The following is a 24,536-nucleotide window of genomic DNA, read 5'->3' on the forward strand; positions in this document are numbered from 1 at the left end:
GGCAATAAGAACTGAGAAGGAAGCAGGGTAAGGATAACTATTGATTATTGACTAATACCCAATGCCCCAATACTGCTCGGGTTTTGGATTTTTAACTCGGAATTGGGTTTGGGGAAAAGGTTAAAGGTTAAAGGTTTTTTCTTTCCCCTTTTCCCCAAAACCCGACAAGTATTGCCCAATGCCCCATGCCCAATTCCCAATTCCTAAATTACTACCTTTCCCAAAACTTGAAATTGATACTACTTCCAGGAGCGCGACGGTAACGGCGGGTGTTTCTTCTTGTTTGCCGTTTGTTGATTCTGTCGTTTGTTGGTTCAACTTCGCCCTCTTCTAATTCTTCAACTTGCAACTGAGTTCTAGTTTCTTCCTTACTTCCCCACCAAGCAGTAATCCAGCCTCCAGCTAAAGCGCCTATTCCACCCAGCAAGATACTCGTGGGTGCTGGATAGCCTAAATATACAAAGCCAAGCATGAAAAATAACCAGTATTTTAGTCCTGTATCAACACCATCAGAGGAGGCTACATTTGGTGCTTGGGGGCTATTATCGGTTACATTGGTGATCCAACTGAGGATGAAACCGCCCATGATTCCTAAGAAGATACTTAGGGCTGGCGCGGAGCCGGTCATTATTAATATAAATGTTAAAAATGCCCCAAACAACAACTGAGAAAAGAAGCTGGGAGAAATACTCAAAAAGTCGTTCTTTTTGTCTGCCATATAGTAAAAAAAGGCTATCAACTAGATACCAATTCGTAGTTCGTAATTTTCGATTCAATTACGAATTACGTTAGCATAGCGCTAGCAAGTCCGCGACCTCTATGAGGAAGCAAGATACGCACAGCGTCTCCTAGAGAGCGTCATTACGAATTACGAATTATTTTAATTGTGCCTCTTGTGATTGAGTTGTATCCAAAATCTTTACGTAGACTTGTTCTTGTTCAGTGAAAGGTTCGGCTTGTTTGATTTGTGAGGCTAATAAATCGGCGGTAGCATCAGCAATATCACCAGTGCGGTTGTTCAGACGCTCTTTTAGAACTTCTAGCGGTGCTGTGCATTGGATAATCTGAAGGGGAATTTCGTGTTTTGTAGCTTGAGCGATCGCTTCTTGCCGTAAATGCTGTTTATCATACTTGGCATCCAAAATCACTGAAAAACCTTGTTTAGCCAGGATAATTCCCAATTCCAGCAGCCTTGTGTAGGTTTTCTCAGTCATCTCAGGCGTATACAAATCATCGCCACCTTTTTGCCACAGGGAAATTCCTCCTAAATGTTTCCGCACCGCATCAGAACGCAGGTGAATCGCTCCCTGTTGACGAGCTAAATGCCTTGCTGTGGTACTTTTGCCAGAACCCGACAACCCCGACATCAAAATTAGCTCTCCAACTTTTGGTTTAGTGTACTCCCAAGCCTGTTTGTAATACTCACTGGCGGTTTTTGTCGCCTCTTCCTTTACCGCCGCGGGTACACCTGGATCGTCTAGCAAAAATGATGTCACCTTCGCCCTGACATAAGCCTGACGACTTAAATATAAAGGCAGCACTTGTAAACCTTCCCAGTCTCCAGTTTGCTCTATGTAGGCATTCAAAAACGCATTACCCAAGTCTTTGCGTTGCCGTGCTTCCAAATCCATCACCGTGAACGCCACATCATACATCACATCGACAAAACGAAACGGCTCGTTAAACTCAATACAATCAAACAGCAAGATTTTGTCGTTCCACAGGGCAATATTTCTCAGGTGTAAATCCCCGTGGCATTCACGAATATAATTGTTGTGAATTCTACTAGCAAATAATTCTGAACGTTCGGCAAAAAACTTATCTGTATATTGCTTTGTTTCTATAAATTGTTCCTGAGTCTGGGGGCCACCAATATAATTCTCAGTTTGCTGATAATTCTCATCAAAGGCAGCGCGGACTTTTCGCACTTCACCGAAACTGCGAATGTAATCATTCGTCTGTGCTTCGGCATGATATTGAGCTACTACCCGTCCCAACTTATCTAGGCGTGTCTCATCTAACTTACCCTGTTCAAAAAGCGTACTCAGTAGCGACTCTTGAGGAAACTGCCGCATTTTCAGCACGTATTCTACAGCCTCAGCAGTTCCCCCTAACTGGTATTGCTCCCCTACCAAAGTTATAGGCAAAACTTCTAAATATAGTTCACCAGCACCCCTCTGATTTAACCGCAACTCTTCTTGACAAAAATGCTGCCGTTTCTCTAAGGTGGAAAAGTCCAAAAAGCCAAAATTCACAGGTTTTTTCAGCTTATAAGCGTAATCCCCAGTCAGCAGCACATAAGAAACGTGAGTTTGAATTAGTTCAATGGGTTCTGTTACCGCATGGGGATAAAATCCAGGCTGCAACATTTGCTGAATTAAGGCTGGAAGAGTCGCTTCTGTCATCTCTGTCCTCTGCGCTCTCTGCGCCTCTCCGGTTCAAATACAAAAAAACCAGGAGTTTCCCCCTGGTATCATCAGAAATTATTACACAGTTTATTTAGCTTAAGAAGCTGTTTCAGTTTCTATGCCAGCATCATCAGCACTAATTTGCGGTGGCAAAACGCTCACAACAAGTCTTTCCGATTCAGCTAGAGGTGTTACACCTTCAGGAAAAGGTATATCACTAATACTCAAACTGTCTCCAATTTGCAGGTTAGTGACATCGATTTCAATTACATCTGGGATGTTTTCTGGCGCACAACTTACTTGCAATTCGGTGATTACGGTGTCTAACACACCACCCTCTTGTTTAACACCAACAGCAGTTCCCACAAAACGCAGGCGCACTTCTACAGTAGTATCGCCGTGACCAGCAACCGCGAAAAAGCTGAGGTGGTAAGGTGTACCTTTTGCTGGATGGATCTGAAGTTCCCGCAATAAAGCTTTGCCGCGCCAAGGTGCATCAGCAATGTTTAATTCAATTAAGGTATTGTTGACTGAAACTCTTTTGAGCAAACGTTCAACAGTTTTAGCCTCAATGGTCAAAGAAATGGACTCTGTACCCTTATGACCATACAAATTGGCAGGTATCAATCCAGAACGGCGCAAAGCTCTTGGCTTGCTGCCTTCTGGACGTTTTAGAGATTCGACTGTAATAGCCATAGAAGTTGTCCTTTGTCAGTTGTCAGTTGTCATTTGTCATTTGTCATTTGTCAGTTGTCATTTACTAATGACCAATGACTAATGACCAATGACTAATTTACGCACTTAGCAAGGTAGCAGGTGTGCCGTCAGCCTGCAATAAAGCGCGTTTGGGCCCGTGGATGGGGTCTTCTACGATTATTGTTTGATCGCGGCTTGCTCCTAGTGAGACGATCGCGATCGGGACTTCCATTAATTCAGCGAGGAATTTTAGATAGTCCAGTGCTTGCTGTGGCAAGTCTTCCAGGGTGCGGCATTGAGTTGTTGACACTTTCCACCCTGGTAAGGTTTTGTAGATGGGGCGACATCTCGCAAATTGACGAGAACTGGTGGGGAAGTGTTCGCTACGTTGACCATCTATGTCATAAGCTACACAAACTTGAATTTCCTCTAATTCATCGAGGACATCCAGTTTGGTCAGCGCCATACAATCCATGCCATTAATCCGCACGGCATAGCGACCAATGACCGCATCAAACCAGCCACAGCGCCGTTTGCGTCCGGTGGTTGTGCCAAATTCGGCACCGCGATCGCACAACAATTCTCCTAACTCTCCATCCAATTCCGTGGGAAATGGCCCCTCTCCCACCCGCGTTGTGTAGGCTTTCGACACGCCAATTACCCGGTCAATCATTGTCGGCCCTACCCCTGTACCAACGCAAGCCCCCCCAGCAACAGGATTAGAGGAGGTGACATAAGGATAAGTTCCATGATCTAAGTCAAGGAGCGTACCTTGTGCGCCTTCAAACAAAATATTGCGCCGTCGCTGAATCGCATCGGATATTTTTAACGATGTATCAACAACGTGAGGTCGCAAGCGTTCTGCATACCCCAAATACTGCTCAATAACCTCTTGTGGATCTAGAGGCGGCAAGTTGTAAAGCTTTTCTAAAATGACGTTTTTATAATTAATCGTCCACTCTAACTGCTCACGTAGCTCATCCGGGTTCATCAAGTCTAAAACTCGGATGCCTGTACGTTCAGATTTATCAGCATAAGTCGGCCCAATGCCCCGACCTGTTGTTCCGATCTTATGGCTTCCCCGTCGTTCTTCAGATGCCTGGTCAATCAACCGATGATAAGGCATCGTTACGTGGGCTGTCTCAGATATCAGCAGGTGGTCAGTGGAAATATTTAGTTCTTTTAGTTGGTCGAGTTCTGCAATCAAAATCTGTGGATCGATTACTGTTCCACAGCCGATAATACAATCGGTATTTGGATACAAAATACCAGAGGGAATCAAGTGTAGTTTAAAGGTCTGACCTTTAACTACAATCGTGTGTCCAGCATTGACACCCCCTTGGTAACGTACCACAACATCTGCGGAACGGCTGAGTAAGTCAGTTATTTTACCTTTTCCTTCATCGCCCCATTGGGCACCTATGACAATGACGTTAGCCAAGAGCTTATATTAAGAAGTAAAGTTTCCACAAACTATAATTATTAACATATTATGTGGATCGTGTCAATAATCAAAATCTGCCAACTTATTGGGGTATTTAGGGGTGGGTTTCAATACTTGTCGGGTTTTGGGGAAAAGGGGAAGGTGGGGTCCCCTCTGGGGATAAGGGGCGGGGGAAAAGGGAAAGAAAAAACCTTTAACCTTTTCCCCAAATCCAATTCCGAGTTAAAAATGCAAAACCCGAGCAGTATTGGGGTGGGTTTTAGATTTTTGATTAAACAGACTCACCATTTTACTCTCGCAAAAAGGGCAACGACGGGAATTGCACCCGTATCTCCTGGTATACTCCAAGGAATTCTACTTTTTGAACTACGTTGCTGGGGCAGCGAACCGAATCGAACGGCTGTCTTTCGCGTTGAACGGCGGACGCTTTACCATTAAGCTACACTGCCATAAATTACCAGTCTATTTCTGTATAGTCTTTAAATAATCTAGCAAAAGGTGTTTTACCTTGGTTAATTCCTAGATAAATTGGGTCGCAAATGCGTGCAGCAGCATCATTGACATCAAAGGGAGGATAAACGCCACGTTCTTGCATGGATTTTGCTTGATGATAGGGGTGTTGGAAGCTAATCCATCCAGGGTCTACTGCATTCATAAAAATACGATGTTTGGCGTATTCTTTGGCACAAGTACGGGTCATTTGATTGAGAGCAGCCTTGGCCATATTGGTGTGGGGATGTCGCCAAGGTTTGTCAACATCGTTAAATCGCCCTTCCATTGAAGAAACATTAATGATGTATTTATTAGTTTCTTTGTAGTTGCTCATTAATCGCTTGAGTCTACTGTTAATGACAAATGGAGCGATCGCATTAATTATATGCACTTCCAATAATTCTAAAATACTGACTTCATCATCCTTCATCAGCCAGCTATTAAAGGGACGCAAGTCAAGTTGTTGCTCATCATCGGTATACCCTTCTAGAGGGAAATCAGCCGAATTATCTCCGATGTCTTCGGGAATCAAAGGAATTTGGGACAGGAAAGCAGAATTTTTGGTAAATGTGGCTTCTTTTTCTTCTGTACTAGCTAATAGTGCAGAATTTTCAGGGTTCACCGCATGATTATGGCCTACTAACACCTGTATTTCTGGCGGTAGTTCCCCGAAAGACAGTGATTCAAACTCAATTAAATGATGATAAAACGCTGGCGGACGACGCACTGTTTGTGCCGCATTATTGATAATAATGTCGAGTCGCTGGTAAAACTTACAAATGTGTTGGGTAAATTGCTCAACACTGTGGAGATGGCGCAAATCGAGTCCGTAAATCTGCAACCGATGTTGCCATTCTCGAAAATCTGGCTCTGCTGCGTACCTTTTTGCCGCGTCATGGGGAAAACGGCTTGTTACAATCACAGTCGCACCATCTCGCAACAGTCTCAATGCTACCCCATGACCAATCTTTACCCTGGCTCCTGTGACAACGGCAATCATACCCCGTAAATCAGCACTTTGCTGACGCTTGCTGAAGTTAAGATTTCCACATTCAACACAGAGTCCAGTGTAAAAGCTATGACCCTGTAAAAAAGTTGTCTTGCAGACAATGCAACGTGGTAGTTTGGTCATTAGCCATTTTTGGTATTATTGCCTACTCTCTGTTAATAGAAAACTTATCTGATTAAACTGCATTGCCCAAATTACTGTAAAAATGAATTTATCTTAAAAATTAGCGGATTTATTTGTGACTATTATGTATAAATCATCATCCCAAAAAATCCAGATATTTACGACTATAACAGATTGTAATTTCTTACTTGTGTTATTAAAATCCTTAAATTATTCTCAGTATTTGTTTTTAATGTTTAATTTTAACTGATGGAGGGCATCTGCGGCAGAAAGGGCGAACGCATGGTCAAAAAATGGTATAGAGTTCAAAAACTAAAAGCAATATTCGTTTTAGCATTGGCAGTTGTATTTACTAATGCTGTAGTCTCTTATAACAACACTGTTAAGCTGATTCACAACCAGCAACGGGTGACATCCTCATATAAAGTTATTACCCAAGTTGAAAGTATCCAATCTCTACTCAAAGATACTGAAACTGCACAACGTAGTTATCTAATTACAGCAGATGCAGATGATCTAAAAACTTATCTTGCAGCTTATCAACAAATTAATCGCCATATTCAGATTCTTCGTAAATTAACTGCCGACAACCATCAAAAGCAGCAGTGGATTTCTTTGTTGGAGCCGAAAATTACCAGTAGGCTCAACATTCTACAACAAGAGATTTATCTCAGACAAAACCAAGGGTTTGAAGCAGTTCGGCAGCGAATATTATCTGATAAAGATAACCAAAGCAGCAAAGAAATTCAACAGCTGATTTACGACTCTTTAGAGGTAGAGCAAAAATTATTACAGCAGGGAATGCAGCAGTCGCAAGCAAGTTCCCAAAAGGCAATAGTGACATTTTTTATCGCTGCGATTGTGGATTTGGTGCTGGTGGCGCTGCTGTATGATTTGTTATGGCGTTATATCAGGCAACTTCAGCAGACGGAACTGGCCCTACGCCAAAGCGAAAACCGTTTACGAGCCATGATAGATGCAGAACCAGAATGTATTAAATTGATTGCTAGGGATGGCACCCTTTTAGAAATTAATGCAGAAGGATTGGCAATGATGGAAGTAGAAAGTCCTGATGTATTGATTGGTAAACCAATTGATGCCGTAATTGTGCCAGAGTATAGAGCAGCTTTTGCCGACTTGCATAAAAGTATCTGCCAAGGTAACAAGGGGACTTTGGAGTTTGAAATTGTCGGATTTAAAGGTACTCGTCGCTACATGGAAACTTATGCTGTACCACTGCGTAACGAATCTGATGGTACATTCATTCATTTGGCACTGATGCGAGATATAACCCAGCAAAAACAGGCAGAACAGAAAATCCGTGAACAAGGATTGCTGCTGGATGTATCAACTGAGGGTATTTTGGTACGAAATATCCACAACCAAATATTGTTTTGGAATCAAGGTGCTGAACGTCTTTATGGCTGGAAGGCTGAGGAAGTTGTGGGTAAGAATGTTTTGCAACTTTTGTATAAAGATATTTCACTACAGCTAGAAGATGCTTACTTGAAGGTGATGAATACAGGTGAGTGGCGCGGTGAGTTGCATCAACTGACAAAGGAAGGTAAAGTAATTATCGTTGAAAGTCGGTGGATACTGATCCGAGATGATCATGGACAAACTAAGTCCATTTTGAGTGTGAACACCGAGATTACGCAGCAGAAACAACTAGAAGCTCAACTTCTGCGATCGCAACGTTTGGAGAGTATAGGTACGTTAGCTGGCGGTATTGTCCACGATCTCAACAATATACTATCCCCAATTTTAATGTCAGTTCAACTGTTGCAGAAGAAATTGCCCGATTCGCAGAGTCAGCAAATACTGCAAACTTTAGAAAGTAATGTGAAACGCGGTGCTAATTTGCTCAAGCAAGTGTTGTCTTTTGCACGAGGTATTGAAGGCAAACGGACAATTGTGCAAATTCAGCCTTTGATGGCAGAAATTGAGCAAATTATCGCTCAAACATTCCCCAAATCGATTATCTGTCAGGCAGATATTCCTAAAAACCTGTGGTACGTTCGTGGGGACATAACTCAAATACATCAGGTGCTGATAAATTTAGTAGTTAATGCCCGCGATGCCATGCCCAATGGCGGTAAATTGAGGATTGCGGCAGAAAATCTGGTGATTGGTGAACATTCTGCCCAGATCAGTATTGATGCTAAAGTGGGTTCTTATGTTGCGATCGTGGTGACTGATACCGGAATGGGGATGTCGTCGGAAGTCCAGAAACGGATTTTTGAACCATTTTTTACCACCAAAGAGATAGGCAAAGGTACAGGTTTAGGACTTTCTACGGCGTTGGGTATCATTAAGAATCACGGTGGTTTTGTCAATGTTTACAGTCAGATAGGTAGAGGAACTCAATTTACAGTGTACTTGCCTGCCTCAACATTTAGAGACACATCTTTACTATCTCCAGAATTGGAATCAGTTACAGGAGATGGCTAACTGATTCATTATCTAATTAAAGTTAATCACTTATTTTTCAGCTTAAAGTATTTCAACTAAATTAACTTTTTTGAGCTAACCGCAAGTGAGTTTAAATGTGAGGAAAATCAAACTACTGGCTTTGATATTAATTAGTTTGGCAATGGTGTTGTGGTTTAATTTGCGTTCCTCAACACCCTCAATATCAACTGTTGCATCTTCACCACCAAAAACTATCCGCTACTTCGAGCGCACTTTGCCCCAAGGCATGGCTCACATTTTGTTGATTCCAGCTAATAGCAAATTTTTGGTAACTCCTGCACTATCACAAAAGGTAGCCACAGTAGAGGAATTTGCCCAAAAACATAGAGCCGTAGCTATCTTGAATGCAGGCTTTTTTGACCCAGCCAACCAAAAAACTACATCTTATGTTGTCATACAAGGAAAGGTGGTGGCTGACCCCAAGGAAAACGATCGCCTGGTGAACAATCCCAGCTTAAAATCTTACCTAAGTCAAATTTTCAATCGCACAGAATTTCGCCGTTACTCATGTGGACAGAATATTCGCTATGATATTGAGCTGCACAGTGCGTCACAGCCAGTCGGTTGTCAGTTAGTGGATGCCATAGGCGCAGGGCCAAGCCTATTACCAGAACTCACTTTAGAAAAAGAAGGTTTTGTAGATAATGTCAATAAACGAGATGCACTTGGCAGCAAGCAACCCAACGCCAGAACTGCCGTAGGCATTACTCGTGATGGCAGCATTGTTTTAGTTATGGTGGCTCAAAAACTGTCTGCTCGTGCTAATGGGATATCCTTGCCAGCACTAGCTAATTTTATGAAAACTCTTGGAGCTGATAAAGCGATGAATTTGGATGGAGGGAGTTCGTCTTCGCTTTATTACAATGGCAAAACCTTTTACGGGAAGGTTGATTTGGAGGGAAATTTTATCAAGCGTCCCGTGAAGTCAGTTTTGCTGGTTCAGGAAAACTAGTGGTTTATCGCATTAATTTTGAGGGATAAGATAACGAACCGCATACCCCTTCAGGGAAGCAAGCTACGCGCAGCGTCTCGTTAGAGAAGGACGCAAAGAGCGCATTCGCGCAGCGTCTCGCAGAGAAGGAAGAAGGAAAGAAAAGAAATTTAAATTTGATTCAGCTATCAGAATTAATGCGATAGACCACTAGTTTTGAACATTAGGTGAGGGAACAAATTTTTACTTTCATCTTACCGCCGAGTGCGAAAACCCTGTCTTCCATTAACTTGGTCAAAGAGGACATCGTATTTATCAAAAAATGCGATGCCAGTATTTACAAATGTAGGAAGTTCTGATTGTGGCGAAATACTTAAATTCCAGCGATTAAATCCGTCGCGGGTTCCTGGTGTCAAGCTGTAATCAAAAATGCCATTAATTGCTACTTTTACAGCATTCGCTGAACGTAATACGCCTGGTTTGAGCTTACCTGCTGTAGAAGCTGACTTGAATTCAGTCAAACCATTAATAGTTCCAGTATCAGCAATCATTTTGCCGTTACAAAGATTTTTAGCAGAACTCCCAGCAATAGTTAAACAAACTTTGCTCAATTGAGAGTCCCATCTGTTACCAGGTACACCATTAATTTCGCTTTGTTTATTCCAAGGAGCCATTTTGAAACCTGCTTGATTATCAGCAGTTAAACCGAGAATTAGGCTGCCATTATTGTTATTACCACCATTTCCCGTAACAATAAATCCGTTACTCAAATTGCCTGGTAATTTTCTCAACGGATTATAGGGAAGTGACTTTTCAAAATAGTTGACACCGATAATCCCGGAAAATGGCACACCATTCTTTGCTGAACAATTAGGCTTTTGGGCAGTACATTGACGACTGGTAACAACCTGTACCGGAACGGGTTCTGCGGCGGGAAGCAAACCAAAGCGGATGTTCGTATAAACTAATTCTCCTTCCAGGATAGTCCCATCACTTAATACCTCCTTGATATTTTGTCCCGTTCTGCGGATAGGAGCATTACCTAAAAACTCTTTGGGAACTCGCAGCCCTGCTGAACCTGTATCTAATAAGATACGTCTTGGTTGCCCATTTGCGATCGCCATTTCCAAAAAATAGCCGCGAACACGTTGACCCAAGGAAGGTTTTGTGTACAAAGGTAAGGATATGGTATCAAAACTTGGCTGGCGGGGTATATTTTGCGAGATATCGCGTAACGCTGGGTTGGGAAAAAGAGCCGCAAATGCTGACTGGCGTTGCGCTGCTGGTTCAGGCGCAATATCCCAAAGGCTTTCGTAGTAGAAAAACCCGATACCTAAACCCCGTTGTTGCGCTGCTTCTACTTGGGGTTGGATTTGTGACATAGAGACTGGGCGATTTCGTAACCCCGCTAAAATACCGATACCTGTTGGGATAATTTTTTGGGTTTCTAAAATGTCTGGGCGGGTAATTTGACTGATAAAACTTGCCAAATCATTACGGTACACCTGCATAACTAACTCATCGACAATACCCAACCGTACCCAGTTGAGCCAGTCTTGCAGTTGCACCTTATAGGCGTATTCCGAATCAACAGGAGAAACTGAGAAGATAGCGTTCGGTTTTTGAGCTTTCACGGTTTGGTAGAGGTTTACCATGAATGCAGTGATTTTATCTGCCCGCCATCTTTTCCATGCTTGGGCTTGGGGATTAGGTGGAGGAGGATTACCGGTTTCTTGAGTATATAGAGCAATTGTGTATTTATCGTAACCAAAATCCACAGGTAAACTCGTATGGTCGTCAAATTGAACGCCATCAGCATCGTATTGAGTAATGACTTCCATCACGAGTTCAGTGAGCAACTTTTGCACTTCGGGGTGAAACGGATTCAACCACGCCACTTCACCCGCAGCACTAATTGAAGTTTGAGTCCCATCCCGCTTTTGTGTCAACCAATCTGGATGCTGGGATGCAAGTTCTGAAGTTAAGGGAACCATGAAACCAAATTCAAACCAAGGTATTGCTAATAATCCTTCTCTGCGCGCTTGGCTGATAATGTCTGCAATCACATCTTGTCCATCTGTTCCCTTGAAGAAGAAGGGAATACCCATTTTTTGCATGATGGCACTGGGGTAATGTGTATAGCCATCGTTCCACACCACTGGATAAACAGTGTTAAAGTTTAACTTCCGCAGTTGGCTCATGGCTGCTTGCACCTTGGAGCGATTTCGAAAAACGCTAAAATCGTTACCACTGAGCCACACCCCCCGAATTTCTTGACGAGGTTGAGGAGGCAGTTGGGCAATAGCAGGAGCAAAGCTGTTGAGTAGGAATACAGCAACGAATGATATCAAAAATAATAATGGCAGCAGACGCTTCCTTAAAAGCCACCAACCTTGATGAATGAAAGGCGATGTCTGGCGACTAGCCGCAACTCCATCAGGCGCTTTACGTAACTTGCTGCGGCATAAAAGTAAGCATCTACGCACGGGGTTTAATAGTAAGTTGGTTAGAGTCGCAGTAATTCCTATGCTTTTTTCCCAAAACTTAGTTGTCATTACTTCTGGTTACTAATTGCTTAAATTTCATTCCATATAAATGTTAAATTGCTACACCAGGAAAACTGATACAGTAATTTAGCTGCAAGACGCTTGACGCAGTTATAGAGTTAGTAGTGCCAAATACGTTGTGCCGAAAATTCAAACCTGATTTTTGAGGATAAACCTTCTTTAACTCCTCCCTCAGATGTTCGGGGTGATAAGCGTGGTCTTTTAACCTGGGAATACCAAAGGCCGAGATGAGAACTCGGAATGTTGCATGAGAGTCTATAACTTGTGTGTAGAGATTATCTGCTTGCAAGAAAAAGTAACGTGGATATATTTTCTATACACAGTCATACTACTTTCAAAAAGTTTGCTACAAGTAGTGTTATTTATGATTGTCATAATTAAAACAATTGACTCTCAACTATCAATGGTGAACTCTACCCTCGTCGTCACACTCTATATCAACCCTATGACAGGGAATGATACCAATACTGGTTCACGGTTGAGTCCGTTTAAAAGCCTCAGCCGTGCCTTAAAAATAACCAAAATCCCGACGATAATTCATCTTGAGCCGGGGACTTACAGCGCTGCTAATGGTGAGGTGTTCCCACTGATTATCCCTGAAGAGACAACAGTGATGGGCAACGAAGCAAACAAAGGTGCAGGGATTGTAATTTCCGGGAGTGGTGAGTATGAAAGTCCCAGCTTTGGTATACAAAATATTACGCTGCTCTTGCTAGATGATGCCAGTCTTTTAGGTGTGACTGTCACTAATCCCTCAGCTAAAGGTACTGGTATCTGGATTGAATCGGCTGCACCTACTTTAGCTAATAATACTTTGAGGGACTGTGGGCGAGAAGGCGTGTTTACCACTGGCACAGCCAAACCCGAAATTTTAGATAACATATTTGTGCAAAATACTGCTAGCGGGTTGGTGATAGCAGGTCATAGCCAGGGAAAAGTACTGCGTAATTTATTTGAAAGAAACCCTTTAGGTATAGCAATTAGTGACTTTTCTACTCCGACGATCGCAAATAACAAATTATCAGAAAATCGCACTGCGATCGCACTTTCTCGCAACGCCCAACCTGTACTGCGTCAAAACCTCATTACTAAAAATACCCAAGGTGGTCTATTAGTCAATGGCAATGCAATTCCTGATTTAGGCAATACCCAAGATTCTGCTGATAATATTTTTAGTGATAATAATGAATTTGATTTGTATAATGCTACTAAACAAAAGCTAATTTCCGTAGGTAATGATTTGAATCCTTCTCTAGTCAAGGGGTTGGCAGAATTGATCCCAGCCAATCCAGTAGCGGTTAGCACTAATTTATCTGAGGCTCCGGCACCATCCCCATCTCCAAAACTCCCCGCGCCTGTTCAAATAGATGCACATTGGGCAGAACCATTTATCCAGGCATTAGTAAGCATGGATTTAACCCATCGTTTTGCCGATGGTAGCTACCAGCCAGATCAACCCATGACTCGCGCCCAGTATGCATCTCTGGTAGCGATCGCCTTTAACCCATTTCCCAAAATCTCAGCACCCGATTTTACGGATGTACCCAAGGATTTTTGGGCTTATAGCGCTATCCAAGTGGCGGCTAGTGGTGGCTTTGTTGGCGGATTTAGCGATCGCACTTTTCGCCCCAATCAACATGTCCAACGGCTACAGGTGATTGTCTCCCTAGTAAACGGACTGGGACTAGCAGCTATTGATAGCGATATTTTAGAAGTATATAGCGATCGGCATACCATTCCCGACTACGCCCGAAAAGCCGTAGCCACTGCTACACAACAAAAAATCATCGTTAATTACCCAGATCCCCAACTACTTGCACCTTTACGTTTGGCTACACGCGCCGAAGTTGCAGCAATGGTTTATCAAGCATTAGTTGCCATTGGGCGAACATCTGCGATTAAATCATTCTATGTAGGGTTGCATTCTAGAAGTTGACAAGTAGAATAGGAAACACTGCTTATCGGCTTTGTACTCATTGGAAAAAAACCATGTAGTTAAAAGCACGCTAGGCTAATATGCGATGGGTGAAGAATCTTAAGACCTATTGCCGAAAGCTAATAGCCCCATGTTAACAACACTCCCAGATACTTCTGCCAACTTGGCGATCGCTTTATTAATTAATTATAGTTTTGATCTCAGTGGCTATAGTGCCAATGAGCTAGTTGAGCGTTGGCAAACGCAATACCCACTGAATTGGCTACACCTGGCAGTAATTGAGGCACTATATCAAGGCCGTTATAAAGCAGTTTCGGTGCAGCAAATTTTAGTATTTTGGCAGCGCCGGGATCAGGCTACATATCATTTCAATATGGAATTTGAACGCATGATTTGTAGCAAATTTCCCCAAAGCTTAACCTCATCGCCTGCTCCAAGCTTACCGCTAGTCAAGAGAAACCCCATTGTGGAGAGAGTCACGAGTCCTCAATTACCACCTGCGAAGATTCGTAACGGCTATCAAAAAAGCAATACTGCAACTCTACAACTGAAAAGTTACGAGCAAAAGACATCTTTAGATGAAGAAGTAAAGGAGGAAGCTAGGGACAATAAAACTGTTCTCAAGTCTCCCCTTTCTGGAAAATTTGCTTCTTCGGCAACCCTTCAGCTATCGTCTGCTGTTAGCCAAAGGCAAGCCTTACAAGAAAGCCCGCCGCCTCTCCCATCACCAAGCAATTCTCAACGACAGCCAAAACTGCTGCCGCCTGCTGCTATTCATGCCCCGATTGGGCAATTTACCCCAGAAAAAAGCGATCGCTCTGAGTCTTTTACATCTAAACTCAAAGCGATGTCTAGCGAACAAAATCCGCCAGATGGGGGAGTAGGGGAGCATGGGGAGCAGGGGAGGCAGGGGGAGCAGGGGAAGCATTAATGACAAATGACAAATGACAAATAACTTTCTACTCCGCAACTAACTGCTTAAAGCGCTCATCATCGGCAATATCATCAAAATCTAGGTCAGTTGCTGCGTCTTCTTTATACCTGGGATCAAGTTCAATTGCTTGTTTCAGAGTTGCCAGAGATAGTTCAACTTCTCTTTGCAGTGCGTAACAAGCTGCTTTGTTGTAATAGGCACTTGCATAATCTGGCTTAATTTCTAAAGTTTTGTTAAAACTAGCGATCGCTTCATCATCGCGTCCCAATCTTACCAAGGTATAACCGCGTTTATCCCAGATTTTGGGAGAATTAGGTTGGAATTCCAGCGCTTTATCAAAAGATACTATTGCCTCTTCATATTTTTCCAATGCTACGAGAGAAAGACCGCAATTTAACCAAGCGACTGCATCATCAGGCTTGATTTGTGTAGCTTTCTCGAATGAAGCAAAGGCTTGCTGATGCTGTTGTAATTTCCCAAAAGCAACGCCGCGATCGCACCAAGCTTGATGGTAATCTGGTTGAATCTGAATAGCTCGATCATAAGATGCGATCGCATCTTTATAGCGTTTCAGCCTTCCGAGAGTTAGACCTCGTTTTAACCAAGCCACAGATTCATCAGGTTGAATTTTAACCGCTTGGTTGTAAGCTGCGATCGCATCTTCATAGCGCCTTTTAGAAAACAGCTCATCTCCCTCCTTTACATACTCCTCAGCAGTCAATTCTGGTTTTTGTGGCTGTTCCTCTATTTCTTTTTCTTCCTTAACTTCATAATTCACCGCTTCTAAGATAGATTCAGGTGTAATTTCAGTTAGTTCTTGAAGAATAAGATCCTTTCTTTCTTCGGCATCCAATTGTAACTCAGAGAGTTGAGAGACAAACTCAGTTTCTAATCTTTCTAACTTCTCCAAAATGAGAATTTTTTGTTGTTGAGCATTCCATTGTAATTCTGAAAATTGCGAACTAAATTCAGAACCAGCTTTTTCTAAATTTTCAATAATTAACTCTTTGCGCTTTTGAGCATCTAATTGTAATTCAGATAGTTGTTCAGCAAACTCTGACTGCAATGCTGCTAAATTCTCAAAAATTTTATTTTTTTGCTCCTGAGCATCCGCCTGTAGTTCTGATAACTGAGCTTTCAATTCATTATCTAATTTTCCTAAACTCTCAAATGCAATCTCTTTTCTGTGGTGAGCATCTACCTGTAATTCTGATAAATTATCGGCAAATTCTGATTGCAATTTAGCCAAACTTTCAAAAACTATATCCTTTTTGTTTTGAGCATCAGACTGCCATCCAGAAAGTTGAGTTATGAACTCAGACTTTGAGCCTTCTAAATCAGCCAATGCTAGTTGCTGTTGTTGTATCCCTAACTTTAAATTAGATAATTCTTGTGACAGAACGGATGCTAGATTTCCTAAATTTTCCAGCGCTACATCTCTTTGTTGTTGAGCATCAAGCTCTAATTTAGATACAACAGAAGCAAAATTAGACTCTAGATTTTCTATATTTTCTTGAGATTTTTTGAGTTGAGTTTCTAATCTACTTAATACCTGTGACTTAGCTAAATCTAGTTCCGATGTCAGGGTAGATAAATTTTCTTGTTCGCCTTTAATTTTTTGTTGTAAACTAACCGTTTCTTGTTCTAATTCATAATTTATTTTTTTAGCATCTTGAATAAGATTTTCAGCTTCTTGCTTAACGGTAGATAGCTGATTTTGTAATTTTTCCATTCCCTGTAATTGTTGCATCGCTCTATCAACAATTTCACGGATTACCACCCGTCGCAGTAGCCAAAATAAAGCAATGATTGCGACTGGAAATAGGCTTAATATAACTAGCCAGACATTGAGTAAAATAGTTGTACGGCTAAAAGCGCTATTAAAATCAGATTGGACTTGCTGTTGAATTCGCTTTTCTGCTCGTAGTCGTGTTAATTCTTCCCGTTCCTGATTCGACAACACCGAAGTCTGAGTTAGTGCTGGGGAAGGTGATGGTGCAGATTGCCCATTGGCAATTCCAACGGATAATAGTAAGGGTAAAAAGACAATAGTACTTTTTACAATTAAAGCGAAAACAGCTTGATTTTTGCTCTTCATAACAACCATTCTCAGTCTGTTGGTCAGTTTTTGAAGCGGCGTGCCTCTTTCCAATCTATAACAGAATTAAGTAGTGAAATGTTATAGAGATACTGGGAAATTCTGAATAATCCTTAACTAATCTATTCCCTTGTCTCTTCGTATACGTAAAACTTTAGTGCTGGAGTGCAGTCAAGTTTTTAACATTATTTTTTGTGAAGTACTATTATAACATTACTAAGGTCAAACTACTGCCAAAGACGGCGAAAACTAAAGCAACACAAATAAAAGTTTATTAACCTATGGAAGACAGATTGCAGGAGTATCAAGGCTTTCTTAGACCATATACCGAAATACCTTCGGATGTGGCTACAGATGCTAGGGTGTTAAAACTGGAATTTGCACCTATAGGTGAAGTGTCAGGTATGCGTACTTCGCACTAACATTAGATTATCTAAGATAAACAGATTACTTGTTCTAAAATTTACTTAACAAAGGCGGTAGAAAATGGGTAGGCTAAATCCTTATACACTGCAATTGCAGATTACCCGAATGTTTGAGCAAGGGCAATCATTTTTTGCCACAACCAAGGTACAAGAATGGTTGAAAGAACGCAAACATAATCCAGAAGATTATGACATTCTTTTCCATAAAAAACCCGCACCTCCAGGTTCAAAAGAAGTGATGGTAGTGGAAATTGAATTACGCCGCAAAGATGGACAACCTGTAGATCCTTGGTTACAGGAACAAGCAAATCTTCATGCCTAATTTTATCAACTAGCATTTAATTCATATTACCTTAATAGAATTTTCTAAAAGAAAGCGTTCCCGATTGCGGAACGCTTTTTGCTATTTTTGTATTTATAAATTATTTATAAAAAGAAATTAACCGCAGAGGTGCAGAGAACGCAGAGAGAATAATTGGACATTTTGACGAATCATTTTTTTAGGATTGCTATATATAGGCAAATTCTACTTCTGCTTCTGCACTTTTTCTATTTCTGTGGTAGGTTACGGGAAGTCGCTAGGTATGTATATTAATCAAAATCACCCCATCAGGTGAATCAAATGGGTGAGGTAAAAGAAACATAAGTTATCGTATCTTAAGACTATAAATAGTTGCTTGGTGCAATAATTTATAGCCTCAAATTTTAGGAAGTAGATGATGACTGTAAACCAAATTATTGGAGATTCACCAAATCAGATTTATGCCAACTTTGGTAAACGTTTCTTTGCCTGGATGATGGCTCAAAGTAGCAGCACGTATGATAATATCGTCGGCGATCGCAAACGTTCTCTTTTTGCAAATCTCCAAGGTAAAGTATTAGAAATCGGCCCAGGAACAGGCCCTAACCTACCCTACTACCCTAAAGATATCCACTGGATAGGAATCGAGCCAAACCCCCACATGCATTCCTATCTTCAAAAACAAGCTAAAAAACTAGGCTTAAACATCGACCTCAGAATTGGTAATGCTGAATGGTTAGATGCTGAAGATAACAGCATAGATACTGTTGTTAGTACCTTAGTTTTATGTTCGGTGCCGAATATAGATTATACATTACAGGCAATTTTAAGAGTACTCAAACCAGGTGGACGCTTCTTATTTATTGAACACGTCGCTGCACCTAAAGGAACTGTATTGCGACAATTACAAAGTGTAATTCGTCCTATTTGGAAATTGATAGGTGATGGTTGCCATCCAGATAGAGAAACTTTGATTGCTTTAGAAAATGCTGGTTTTGCCAGTGTTAATTATGAGCGATTTGATACACAATTGCCGATTGTCAGTCCTCATATTATTGGCGTAGCGACCAAGTGAAAGAACTTTTAGAGATTGCTGGATAAAAGTATGAATATCTCACCCAGATGAGCGAGCTTGTGAGACTAATTTATATTTTCGCCCAGCAATCCCTCTTTTATAAAAAATCTTTCATTTAGGGATAAATATTAATTATTTGTGCGATTACTCATATCAAAAACATTAAATTCAATCCCTTCTAACTTCAACTTTAAAGCATCTAATAAGAGATTTATCCTTTCTTCAATAAAAATGCTTAGGGCATTTTCAGGAAGTGCATTGGCCCTTGACCATTCAAGAATAGTAGTTGGTATAAGATGAGAGCGTAGCACTGCTTCTAAATCAGGCTCGTCATATTGTTTGAGATAATCTAATGGATTTTTATCGCTAATTTTCAAATTAGTGATTTGAGACAAATAGGCAATATTCATCAAGCTGTCACATTCTATTTGAGTAGCAATACCACTCTGCTTAATAAAGTTAACTGGAAATATATGGTGTAAGTTAGGCTTATCTGTTAGCAGATAATAAACATCAGACAAAATATCTCTATGAGGTTTTGCCCAATCTTGCGGCTTGTGGTTTGCATAAAGTGATAGTATTGCTCTGGATAAGCGACCTCTATAACTGTAGAAAGATTTTCTTATCGAATTCTTATCAATATCAAATTTATTGAATGAGTAAGTACTATTAGCCTTTTGTTGGTTAACAAAGTATATATGTTCCCAGAGGTGAGTAGTGTTTGTTAGTAAATCTGCATTATGAAAACTATAATACCAAAAATATTTATTTAAAAAACTATAATCTGGTTTATCATTCCGATAAAAGTATGCTGTAATAGTCAGGTATAAATATCGGTAAGGAATTAATCTTCCACCTTTAATATGTAAAATATTATCAAAGAAATCAAAAGTTTTTGCAACTGCTATTTTAAAATTAGACCATACAGCTTCAATATGTTCTGTTTTTAGCTTATTAAGATACATATCAGTAATATTTTGTATTCCTGCATCGGGAAATTCAAGTTTTACTACTACAGCTAGCATCTGGAGCAATGTCCAATTATCAATATTGGCATATTGACTATTAGAAATAGTTTGTTTAAATTTATCGAATAATTCCCGAAGATAGAATCCAGAGATATTATTTGTCTTATTTTCAGAACGAAAAGTCTTAGCAACCACAATATCAAAGATATCCAAGGGTTTGCCAGCTTGATTAATCCGCTCAAATATTTGACAAACTTCTGCAACTTCAATACCTCTTAACTCAATAAAAGAAATTTTGTAATTATATAACGCTTCCCTAATCCTTCTCAATTGCTGCATATAAGGATTTTCAAAATCACCGTATCCAAGTGTATGAAGATTTCTTTCTATTTCTACGTAATTTTTAATAATGTCTATTAAACTAACAATGAGTTTCTCATCATAACGTTTTTTCTTGCCAAGGTTAGCTTTTATTTGACCATTTTTATCATCAATTTCATCCCAGAATAAGAACCTTTTAGCATAGCTTGTGTCATTAGTAGCATCAATAAGTTCAATAGTCAAATCTATATATAGTGTTGGATTAAAATTTTCATTTTTAGCAATGTTACCACCATATATTGATGTTAGAAGAGAAGTTGTTCTTTGTTGTCCATCTAAAATGTATTGGTATTCATTAGATTGAAAATCATCAGCAAACTTGATACCACCTATTTCCCTATGACTTTCTAGCTTGGTGTTAGTTTTCCAAATTAGAATACTTCCTAAAGGGTAAAACTTATAAATACTATCCCAAAGTTTTTTAACATTCTCTTTCTCCCACACAACATCTCGTTGAAAAGTCGGAATTTGATACCTTTTAGCTAGGAGATTTTCTAAATAGATAGTAATACTGTGACCATCTGGCTTAATGCGATCAGCGTATGTAAACATTGGATTGACCTTACTTAACTTTGAGTAAATATCAAGATTGGCGTATGAATTTTATTTTTTTAGTAAAATTCCATACAAAGGTAACTGATATTTAATTAAGTGGCAACTCAGATTTTAGAAACTCTCTGCAATCTTTCTTCAATACCAACGTTGCCCTGTAAGCCTCCTGTGTGTACGAGCAGCAACGAATCGCCTTTACTAAAAAATCCCTGCTTTAGTAAATCCATCACACCGTAAAACATTTTGGCGGTATATACGTAATCAAGAGGTATGCCATATTCCTCCCTGAACTGTTGGCTAAACAGTAGTAACTCATCGTTCACCTTTGCATAGCCGCCAAAGTGGTAATCACATACCAATTCCCAAGAAGCGGGAGAGTTAGATGGTGTGGGTAAATCAGAGGCGAGGTAATTTGTCAGCAGACTTTCGATTTCTTGTGCAAGAAATGAGCCATTTTTAAGTACGGGAAAAGCGATCGCTCTTTGTCCTTCATGCAATGAAAGCACAATACCAGTAAGTGTGGTAGCTGTACCGCAGGCTACGCATATATAATCAAATGCCATCGCATCACCAATGATCTCCATACAGCCGCGCACACCATTTAAATTACTCCCGCCTTCGGGAATGATAAACACCTCACCGAAGCGTTGTTGCAGATATTCTTCTAACGCTGGTGTGTTGCGCTGTCGATACATTTCGCGGTTCATGTACACAAGCTGCATACCCTGTTGGACAGCAAAACTCAGTGTCGGGTTTAGTGGTAGCGTCTTCTCCCCCCGAATTACGCCGATGGTACGAAAACCGAAAAGATTACCAGCCGCCGCAGTTGCATAGATGTGATTGGAATAAGCGCCGCCAAAAGTAAGCAGCGTTGTAAAATATTTCTCCTTGGCTTCCAAAAGATTGTATTTCAGCTTGAACCACTTATTGCCGTTAACCCACGGGTGCATGAGATCCAGGCGTAGTACATACACATCAGCACCAGCGCTACGGATGATTTCGCTGTTGATTTGTTGTATGGGAGGTGGAAAAAATATTACAGACATGCGAAATCATTCTAACTGATTATTTACATCTTCTCACATTCATTATTGAAGATAAAAGTAATGATAAACATTGAGCAATTCAATGGTAAATCAATCTAAATAATGAATAAAACTTTCTGATGATTAGCTTTAGAAATTGGCATTTTACTAATTGAGTATTTCAGGTAAATATAAGAGACATAACGCTCGCTTCAGATAACAATCTTTTTGGAGAAAACAAATGGTTGCACTCATACAGCCCACTCAAGTTACTCCCAACCCAGGACGTTTGACAGTAGAAACTGTCGAAATTGCTCCTCAAACAACTGCTATTCGTTGTCTAGACTGGGATAGAGAACGTTTTGATGTCGAGTTTGGTTTACGGAATGGTACGACTTATAATTCTTTTTTAATTCAAGGAGAAAAAGTTGCCTTAGTTGATACATCTCACCGTAAGTTTGAGCAACTATATCTTGAGATACTGGTAGGATTAATTGATCCGACTAAAATAGATTATTTGATTATTAGCCATACAGAACCAGATCATAGTGGCTTAGTAAAAAATATTTTGCAACTAGCTCCCTCGATTACTGTTGTTGGTGCTAAGGTAGCTATTCAATTTTTAGAAAATATGGTTCACCAGCCCTTTAATTCAAGGCAGGTGAAAAGTGGAGAGCGATTAGATTTAGGCAATGGACACGAATTAGAATTTATCTCTGCACCTAACTTACACTGGCCTGACACAATCTTTACTTATGACCACAAAACTAGCACTCTTTACACCTGTGATGTGTTTGGAATGCACTATTGTGATGACCACACTTATGATGAAAATATCACCTTACTTGAGGAAGATTTTCAATATTATTATGATTGTCTCATGGGTCCCAATGCCCGCTCTGTTTTGGCAGCTTTAAAGCGGATTGAAAAGTTAGAAATAGGAACAGTTGCTACGGGACATGGGCCTTTATTACAACACTATATTCCAGAATGGCTCGGACGGTATCAAAACTGGAGTTTAGAACAAGCGAAAACAGAGACTTTAGTGGCTCTATTTTATGTTGAAGATTACGGGCATAGCGAGCAGTTAGTCCGTACTATAGCTCATGGATGTGCGAAAACAGGCGTAGCAGTGGAATTATTTCCTCTCAATAGTTCTGAACCTCAAGAAGTTCGAGAATTAGTTGCACAATCTTCTGGTTTAGTAATTGCAATGCCACCCCAATCTTCGATGATGGCTCAAGCTTCTTTAAGCACTATTTTAGCTGCTGTTCACAAAAAGCAGTCAATTGGTTTATTAGAGTCGGGAGGTGGAGAAGATGAACCTATTTATCCTTTACGCAATAAGTTTCAAGAACTAGGATTAACTGAAGCCTTTCCACCTATTTTAGTTAAGGAAATTCCTACCCAAGCAACGGAACAGCTTTGTGATGAAGCTGGGACAGACTTGGGTCAATGGTTGAACCGCGATCGCACCATTAAACAAATCAAATCTATCAATACTGAGCTAGAGAAGGCTTTAGGGCGGATTACCACAGGATTATATATTATCACCGCCAAGAAAGGAGAAATTCAGAGTGCAATGTTGGCTTCTTGGGTAACACAAGCGAGTCTTGAGCCTTTAGGAGTTGCGATCGCAGTATCCAAAGATCGAGCAATTGAATCTTTGATGCACGTTGGCGATCGCTTTGTTCTAAACGTTTTAGAAGAAGGCAAATATCAAGGATTAATGAAACATTTTCTCAAGCGTTTTGCTCCTGGTGCAGACCGATTTGCTGGAGTGAAGACATATCCAGCGAACAATGGATCGCCCGTTTTAGCTGAAGCCCTAGCTTACATGGAATGTCAAATTACTAGCCGTATGGATTGTGGAGATCATTGGGTAATTTATAGCACAGTCCAAACTGGAAGGGTTTCCAAGTTAGATGCACTTACCGCCGCGCATCACCGCAAAATTGGCAATCATTACTAATTGGTCATTGGTCATTTGTCATTTGTCATTTGTCATTGGTCATTAGTTATTTCTTATTCTCCCCTTGCTTCCCCTGCCTCCCCTTGCCTCCTCTGCTCCCTGCTCCCCACAGACGCGATGAATCGCGTCTCTACAACTCCCAAAAAATTATGTATAAATCTGTTGAAAATACCCCGATTACTATGTACGAAATCAATCGTGGGCGCGTTGTCCGAAGCTTGGAATTTATCCAAGATGTAATTGTAATTTCTTTGTGTATCGGTTTATTTAGCTTCATGGTGCTTCAGGTGAGAGATATGTTTCTCTCCTTACTTCCACCTCTAGATTTTCATGCTGTTACTGCCGATATTCTCTTTTTGCTCATATTAGTTGAGCTATTCCGATTGTTGATTATTTACCTACAAGAACATCGAGTATCGATTGGGGTAGCTGTTGAAGTTTCGATAGTTTCTGCTTTGCGGGAAGTCATTGTTAAAGGTGTTCTAGAAACAAGTTGGAGTCAAGTTTTAGCAACTTGTGCCTTTTTATTAGTCTTGGGAGTACTACTGTTTCTCCGAGTTTGGCTACCCCCTACCTTTGAAGGTATCGACCCAGAACAAGAAGTATCTAAACGCTATAGAAGCCGAGCCAAGTCTGAATTAATACAAAACAATGGTCATTAAAAATAGGGAGTGGGGAGTTAGGAGTTAGGCAGACGAGGGAGACAAAGATAATAACCAATGCCCCA

Annotated in this window: 18 protein-coding genes and 1 tRNA gene; 9 read left to right on the forward strand and 10 right to left on the reverse strand. The window is 40.7% G+C overall.

The genetic code is table 11. From position 1 onward, the window contains the following. Positions 1 to 211 precede the first annotated feature (211 nt). The 6 genes from IQ274_RS22175 to IQ274_RS22200 all read right to left on the reverse strand — a co-directional run bounded on the left by IQ274_RS22175 (position 212) and on the right by IQ274_RS22200 (position 6,172). On the reverse strand, positions 212 to 718 hold the full coding sequence (locus IQ274_RS22175) for a hypothetical protein (RefSeq protein WP_012407394.1): 507 nt from the start codon (positions 716 to 718) through the stop codon (positions 212 to 214). A gap of 157 nt (positions 719 to 875) precedes the next feature. Beyond that, complete coding sequence (locus IQ274_RS22180; protein WP_194143442.1) at positions 876 to 2,405, reverse strand: AAA family ATPase; 1,530 nt, start codon at positions 2,403 to 2,405, stop codon at positions 876 to 878. A gap of 99 nt (positions 2,406 to 2,504) precedes the next feature. Continuing rightward, entirely contained in the window at positions 2,505 to 3,104 is a 600-nt protein-coding gene (locus IQ274_RS22185; protein ID WP_163930571.1) for a 50S ribosomal protein L25/general stress protein Ctc, read from the reverse strand. A gap of 97 nt (positions 3,105 to 3,201) precedes the next feature. Further along, positions 3,202 to 4,545 (reverse strand): adenylosuccinate synthase, encoded by a 1,344-nt coding sequence (locus tag IQ274_RS22190; protein WP_194143443.1) that lies wholly within the window; start codon positions 4,543 to 4,545, stop codon positions 3,202 to 3,204. A 380-nt stretch (positions 4,546 to 4,925) separates the two neighbouring features. After that, positions 4,926 to 4,997, reverse strand: a tRNA-OTHER gene (locus tag IQ274_RS22195). Positions 4,998 to 5,002: 5 nt separating this feature from the next. Then, positions 5,003 to 6,172, reverse strand: coding sequence for an SDR family NAD(P)-dependent oxidoreductase (locus tag IQ274_RS22200; protein ID WP_194143444.1), 1,170 nt, complete (start codon positions 6,170 to 6,172; stop codon positions 5,003 to 5,005). Positions 6,173 to 6,454: 282 nt separating this feature from the next. On the opposite strand from IQ274_RS22200, the gene IQ274_RS22205 reads away from it, so the two are divergent. Next, a complete protein-coding gene (locus IQ274_RS22205) occupies positions 6,455 to 8,623 on the forward strand; it encodes a PAS domain S-box protein (RefSeq protein WP_194143445.1) in 2,169 nt (722 codons plus the stop codon). A 97-nt stretch (positions 8,624 to 8,720) separates the two neighbouring features. After that, the gene (locus IQ274_RS22210) at positions 8,721 to 9,596 is read left to right on the forward strand and encodes a phosphodiester glycosidase family protein (RefSeq protein ID WP_194143446.1); all 876 of its coding nucleotides are present in this window, start codon (positions 8,721 to 8,723) and stop codon (positions 9,594 to 9,596) included. 233 nt (positions 9,597 to 9,829) lie between these two features. Here the strand turns inward: IQ274_RS22210 and IQ274_RS22215 are convergent, their stop codons facing one another. Further along, complete coding sequence (locus IQ274_RS22215; protein WP_228058302.1) at positions 9,830 to 12,130, reverse strand: glycoside hydrolase family 10 protein; 2,301 nt, start codon at positions 12,128 to 12,130, stop codon at positions 9,830 to 9,832. A gap of 415 nt (positions 12,131 to 12,545) precedes the next feature. Here IQ274_RS22215 and IQ274_RS22220 point away from each other — a divergent pair, with 415 nt between their 5' ends. Beyond that, complete coding sequence (locus IQ274_RS22220) at positions 12,546 to 14,078, forward strand: DUF1565 domain-containing protein (RefSeq protein ID WP_194143487.1); 1,533 nt, start codon at positions 12,546 to 12,548, stop codon at positions 14,076 to 14,078. Positions 14,079 to 14,208: 130 nt separating this feature from the next. After that, the gene (locus tag IQ274_RS22225) at positions 14,209 to 15,009 is read left to right on the forward strand and encodes a hypothetical protein (protein ID WP_194143447.1); all 801 of its coding nucleotides are present in this window, start codon (positions 14,209 to 14,211) and stop codon (positions 15,007 to 15,009) included. A 28-nt stretch (positions 15,010 to 15,037) separates the two neighbouring features. On the opposite strand, the gene IQ274_RS22230 is transcribed toward IQ274_RS22225, so the two are convergent. After that, positions 15,038 to 17,110 carry a tetratricopeptide repeat protein gene (locus IQ274_RS22230; protein WP_194143448.1) on the reverse strand — a complete coding sequence of 691 codons (2,073 nt, stop codon included), beginning with the start codon at positions 17,108 to 17,110 and terminating at the stop codon, positions 15,038 to 15,040. A 281-nt stretch (positions 17,111 to 17,391) separates the two neighbouring features. Between IQ274_RS22230 and IQ274_RS22235 the strand changes: the two genes are divergently transcribed. The 3 genes from IQ274_RS22235 to IQ274_RS22245 all read left to right on the forward strand — a co-directional run bounded on the left by IQ274_RS22235 (position 17,392) and on the right by IQ274_RS22245 (position 18,911). Then, positions 17,392 to 17,532, forward strand: a complete 141-nt coding sequence (locus IQ274_RS22235) for a hypothetical protein (RefSeq protein WP_194143449.1) — start codon at positions 17,392 to 17,394, stop codon at positions 17,530 to 17,532. A 64-nt stretch (positions 17,533 to 17,596) separates the two neighbouring features. After that, the gene (locus IQ274_RS22240; protein WP_012407382.1) at positions 17,597 to 17,857 is read left to right on the forward strand and encodes a hypothetical protein; all 261 of its coding nucleotides are present in this window, start codon (positions 17,597 to 17,599) and stop codon (positions 17,855 to 17,857) included. 394 nt (positions 17,858 to 18,251) lie between these two features. After that, positions 18,252 to 18,911: a class I SAM-dependent methyltransferase gene (locus tag IQ274_RS22245; protein ID WP_194143450.1), complete on the forward strand. Its 660-nt coding sequence runs from the start codon at positions 18,252 to 18,254 to the stop codon at positions 18,909 to 18,911. 128 nt (positions 18,912 to 19,039) lie between these two features. On the opposite strand, the gene IQ274_RS22250 is transcribed toward IQ274_RS22245, so the two are convergent. Beyond that, positions 19,040 to 20,812 (reverse strand): GmrSD restriction endonuclease domain-containing protein, encoded by a 1,773-nt coding sequence (locus tag IQ274_RS22250; RefSeq protein ID WP_194143451.1) that lies wholly within the window; start codon positions 20,810 to 20,812, stop codon positions 19,040 to 19,042. Between the two features lie 107 nt (positions 20,813 to 20,919). Further along, positions 20,920 to 21,858, reverse strand: a complete 939-nt coding sequence (locus tag IQ274_RS22255; RefSeq protein WP_194143452.1) for a 1-aminocyclopropane-1-carboxylate deaminase/D-cysteine desulfhydrase — start codon at positions 21,856 to 21,858, stop codon at positions 20,920 to 20,922. A 220-nt stretch (positions 21,859 to 22,078) separates the two neighbouring features. On the opposite strand from IQ274_RS22255, the gene IQ274_RS22260 reads away from it, so the two are divergent. Together IQ274_RS22260 and IQ274_RS22265 are read left to right on the forward strand one after the other, a co-directional pair. Then, positions 22,079 to 23,809, forward strand: coding sequence for a diflavin flavoprotein (locus IQ274_RS22260; RefSeq protein WP_194143453.1), 1,731 nt, complete (start codon positions 22,079 to 22,081; stop codon positions 23,807 to 23,809). 149 nt (positions 23,810 to 23,958) lie between these two features. Then, the gene (locus IQ274_RS22265) at positions 23,959 to 24,471 is read left to right on the forward strand and encodes a phosphate-starvation-inducible PsiE family protein (protein ID WP_012407378.1); all 513 of its coding nucleotides are present in this window, start codon (positions 23,959 to 23,961) and stop codon (positions 24,469 to 24,471) included. The last annotated feature ends 65 nt before the right edge of the window (positions 24,472 to 24,536 follow it).

This window comes from Nostoc sp. LEGE 12447 (assembly GCF_015206985.1).
GTDB lineage: Bacteria > Cyanobacteriota > Cyanobacteriia > Cyanobacteriales > Nostocaceae > Nostoc.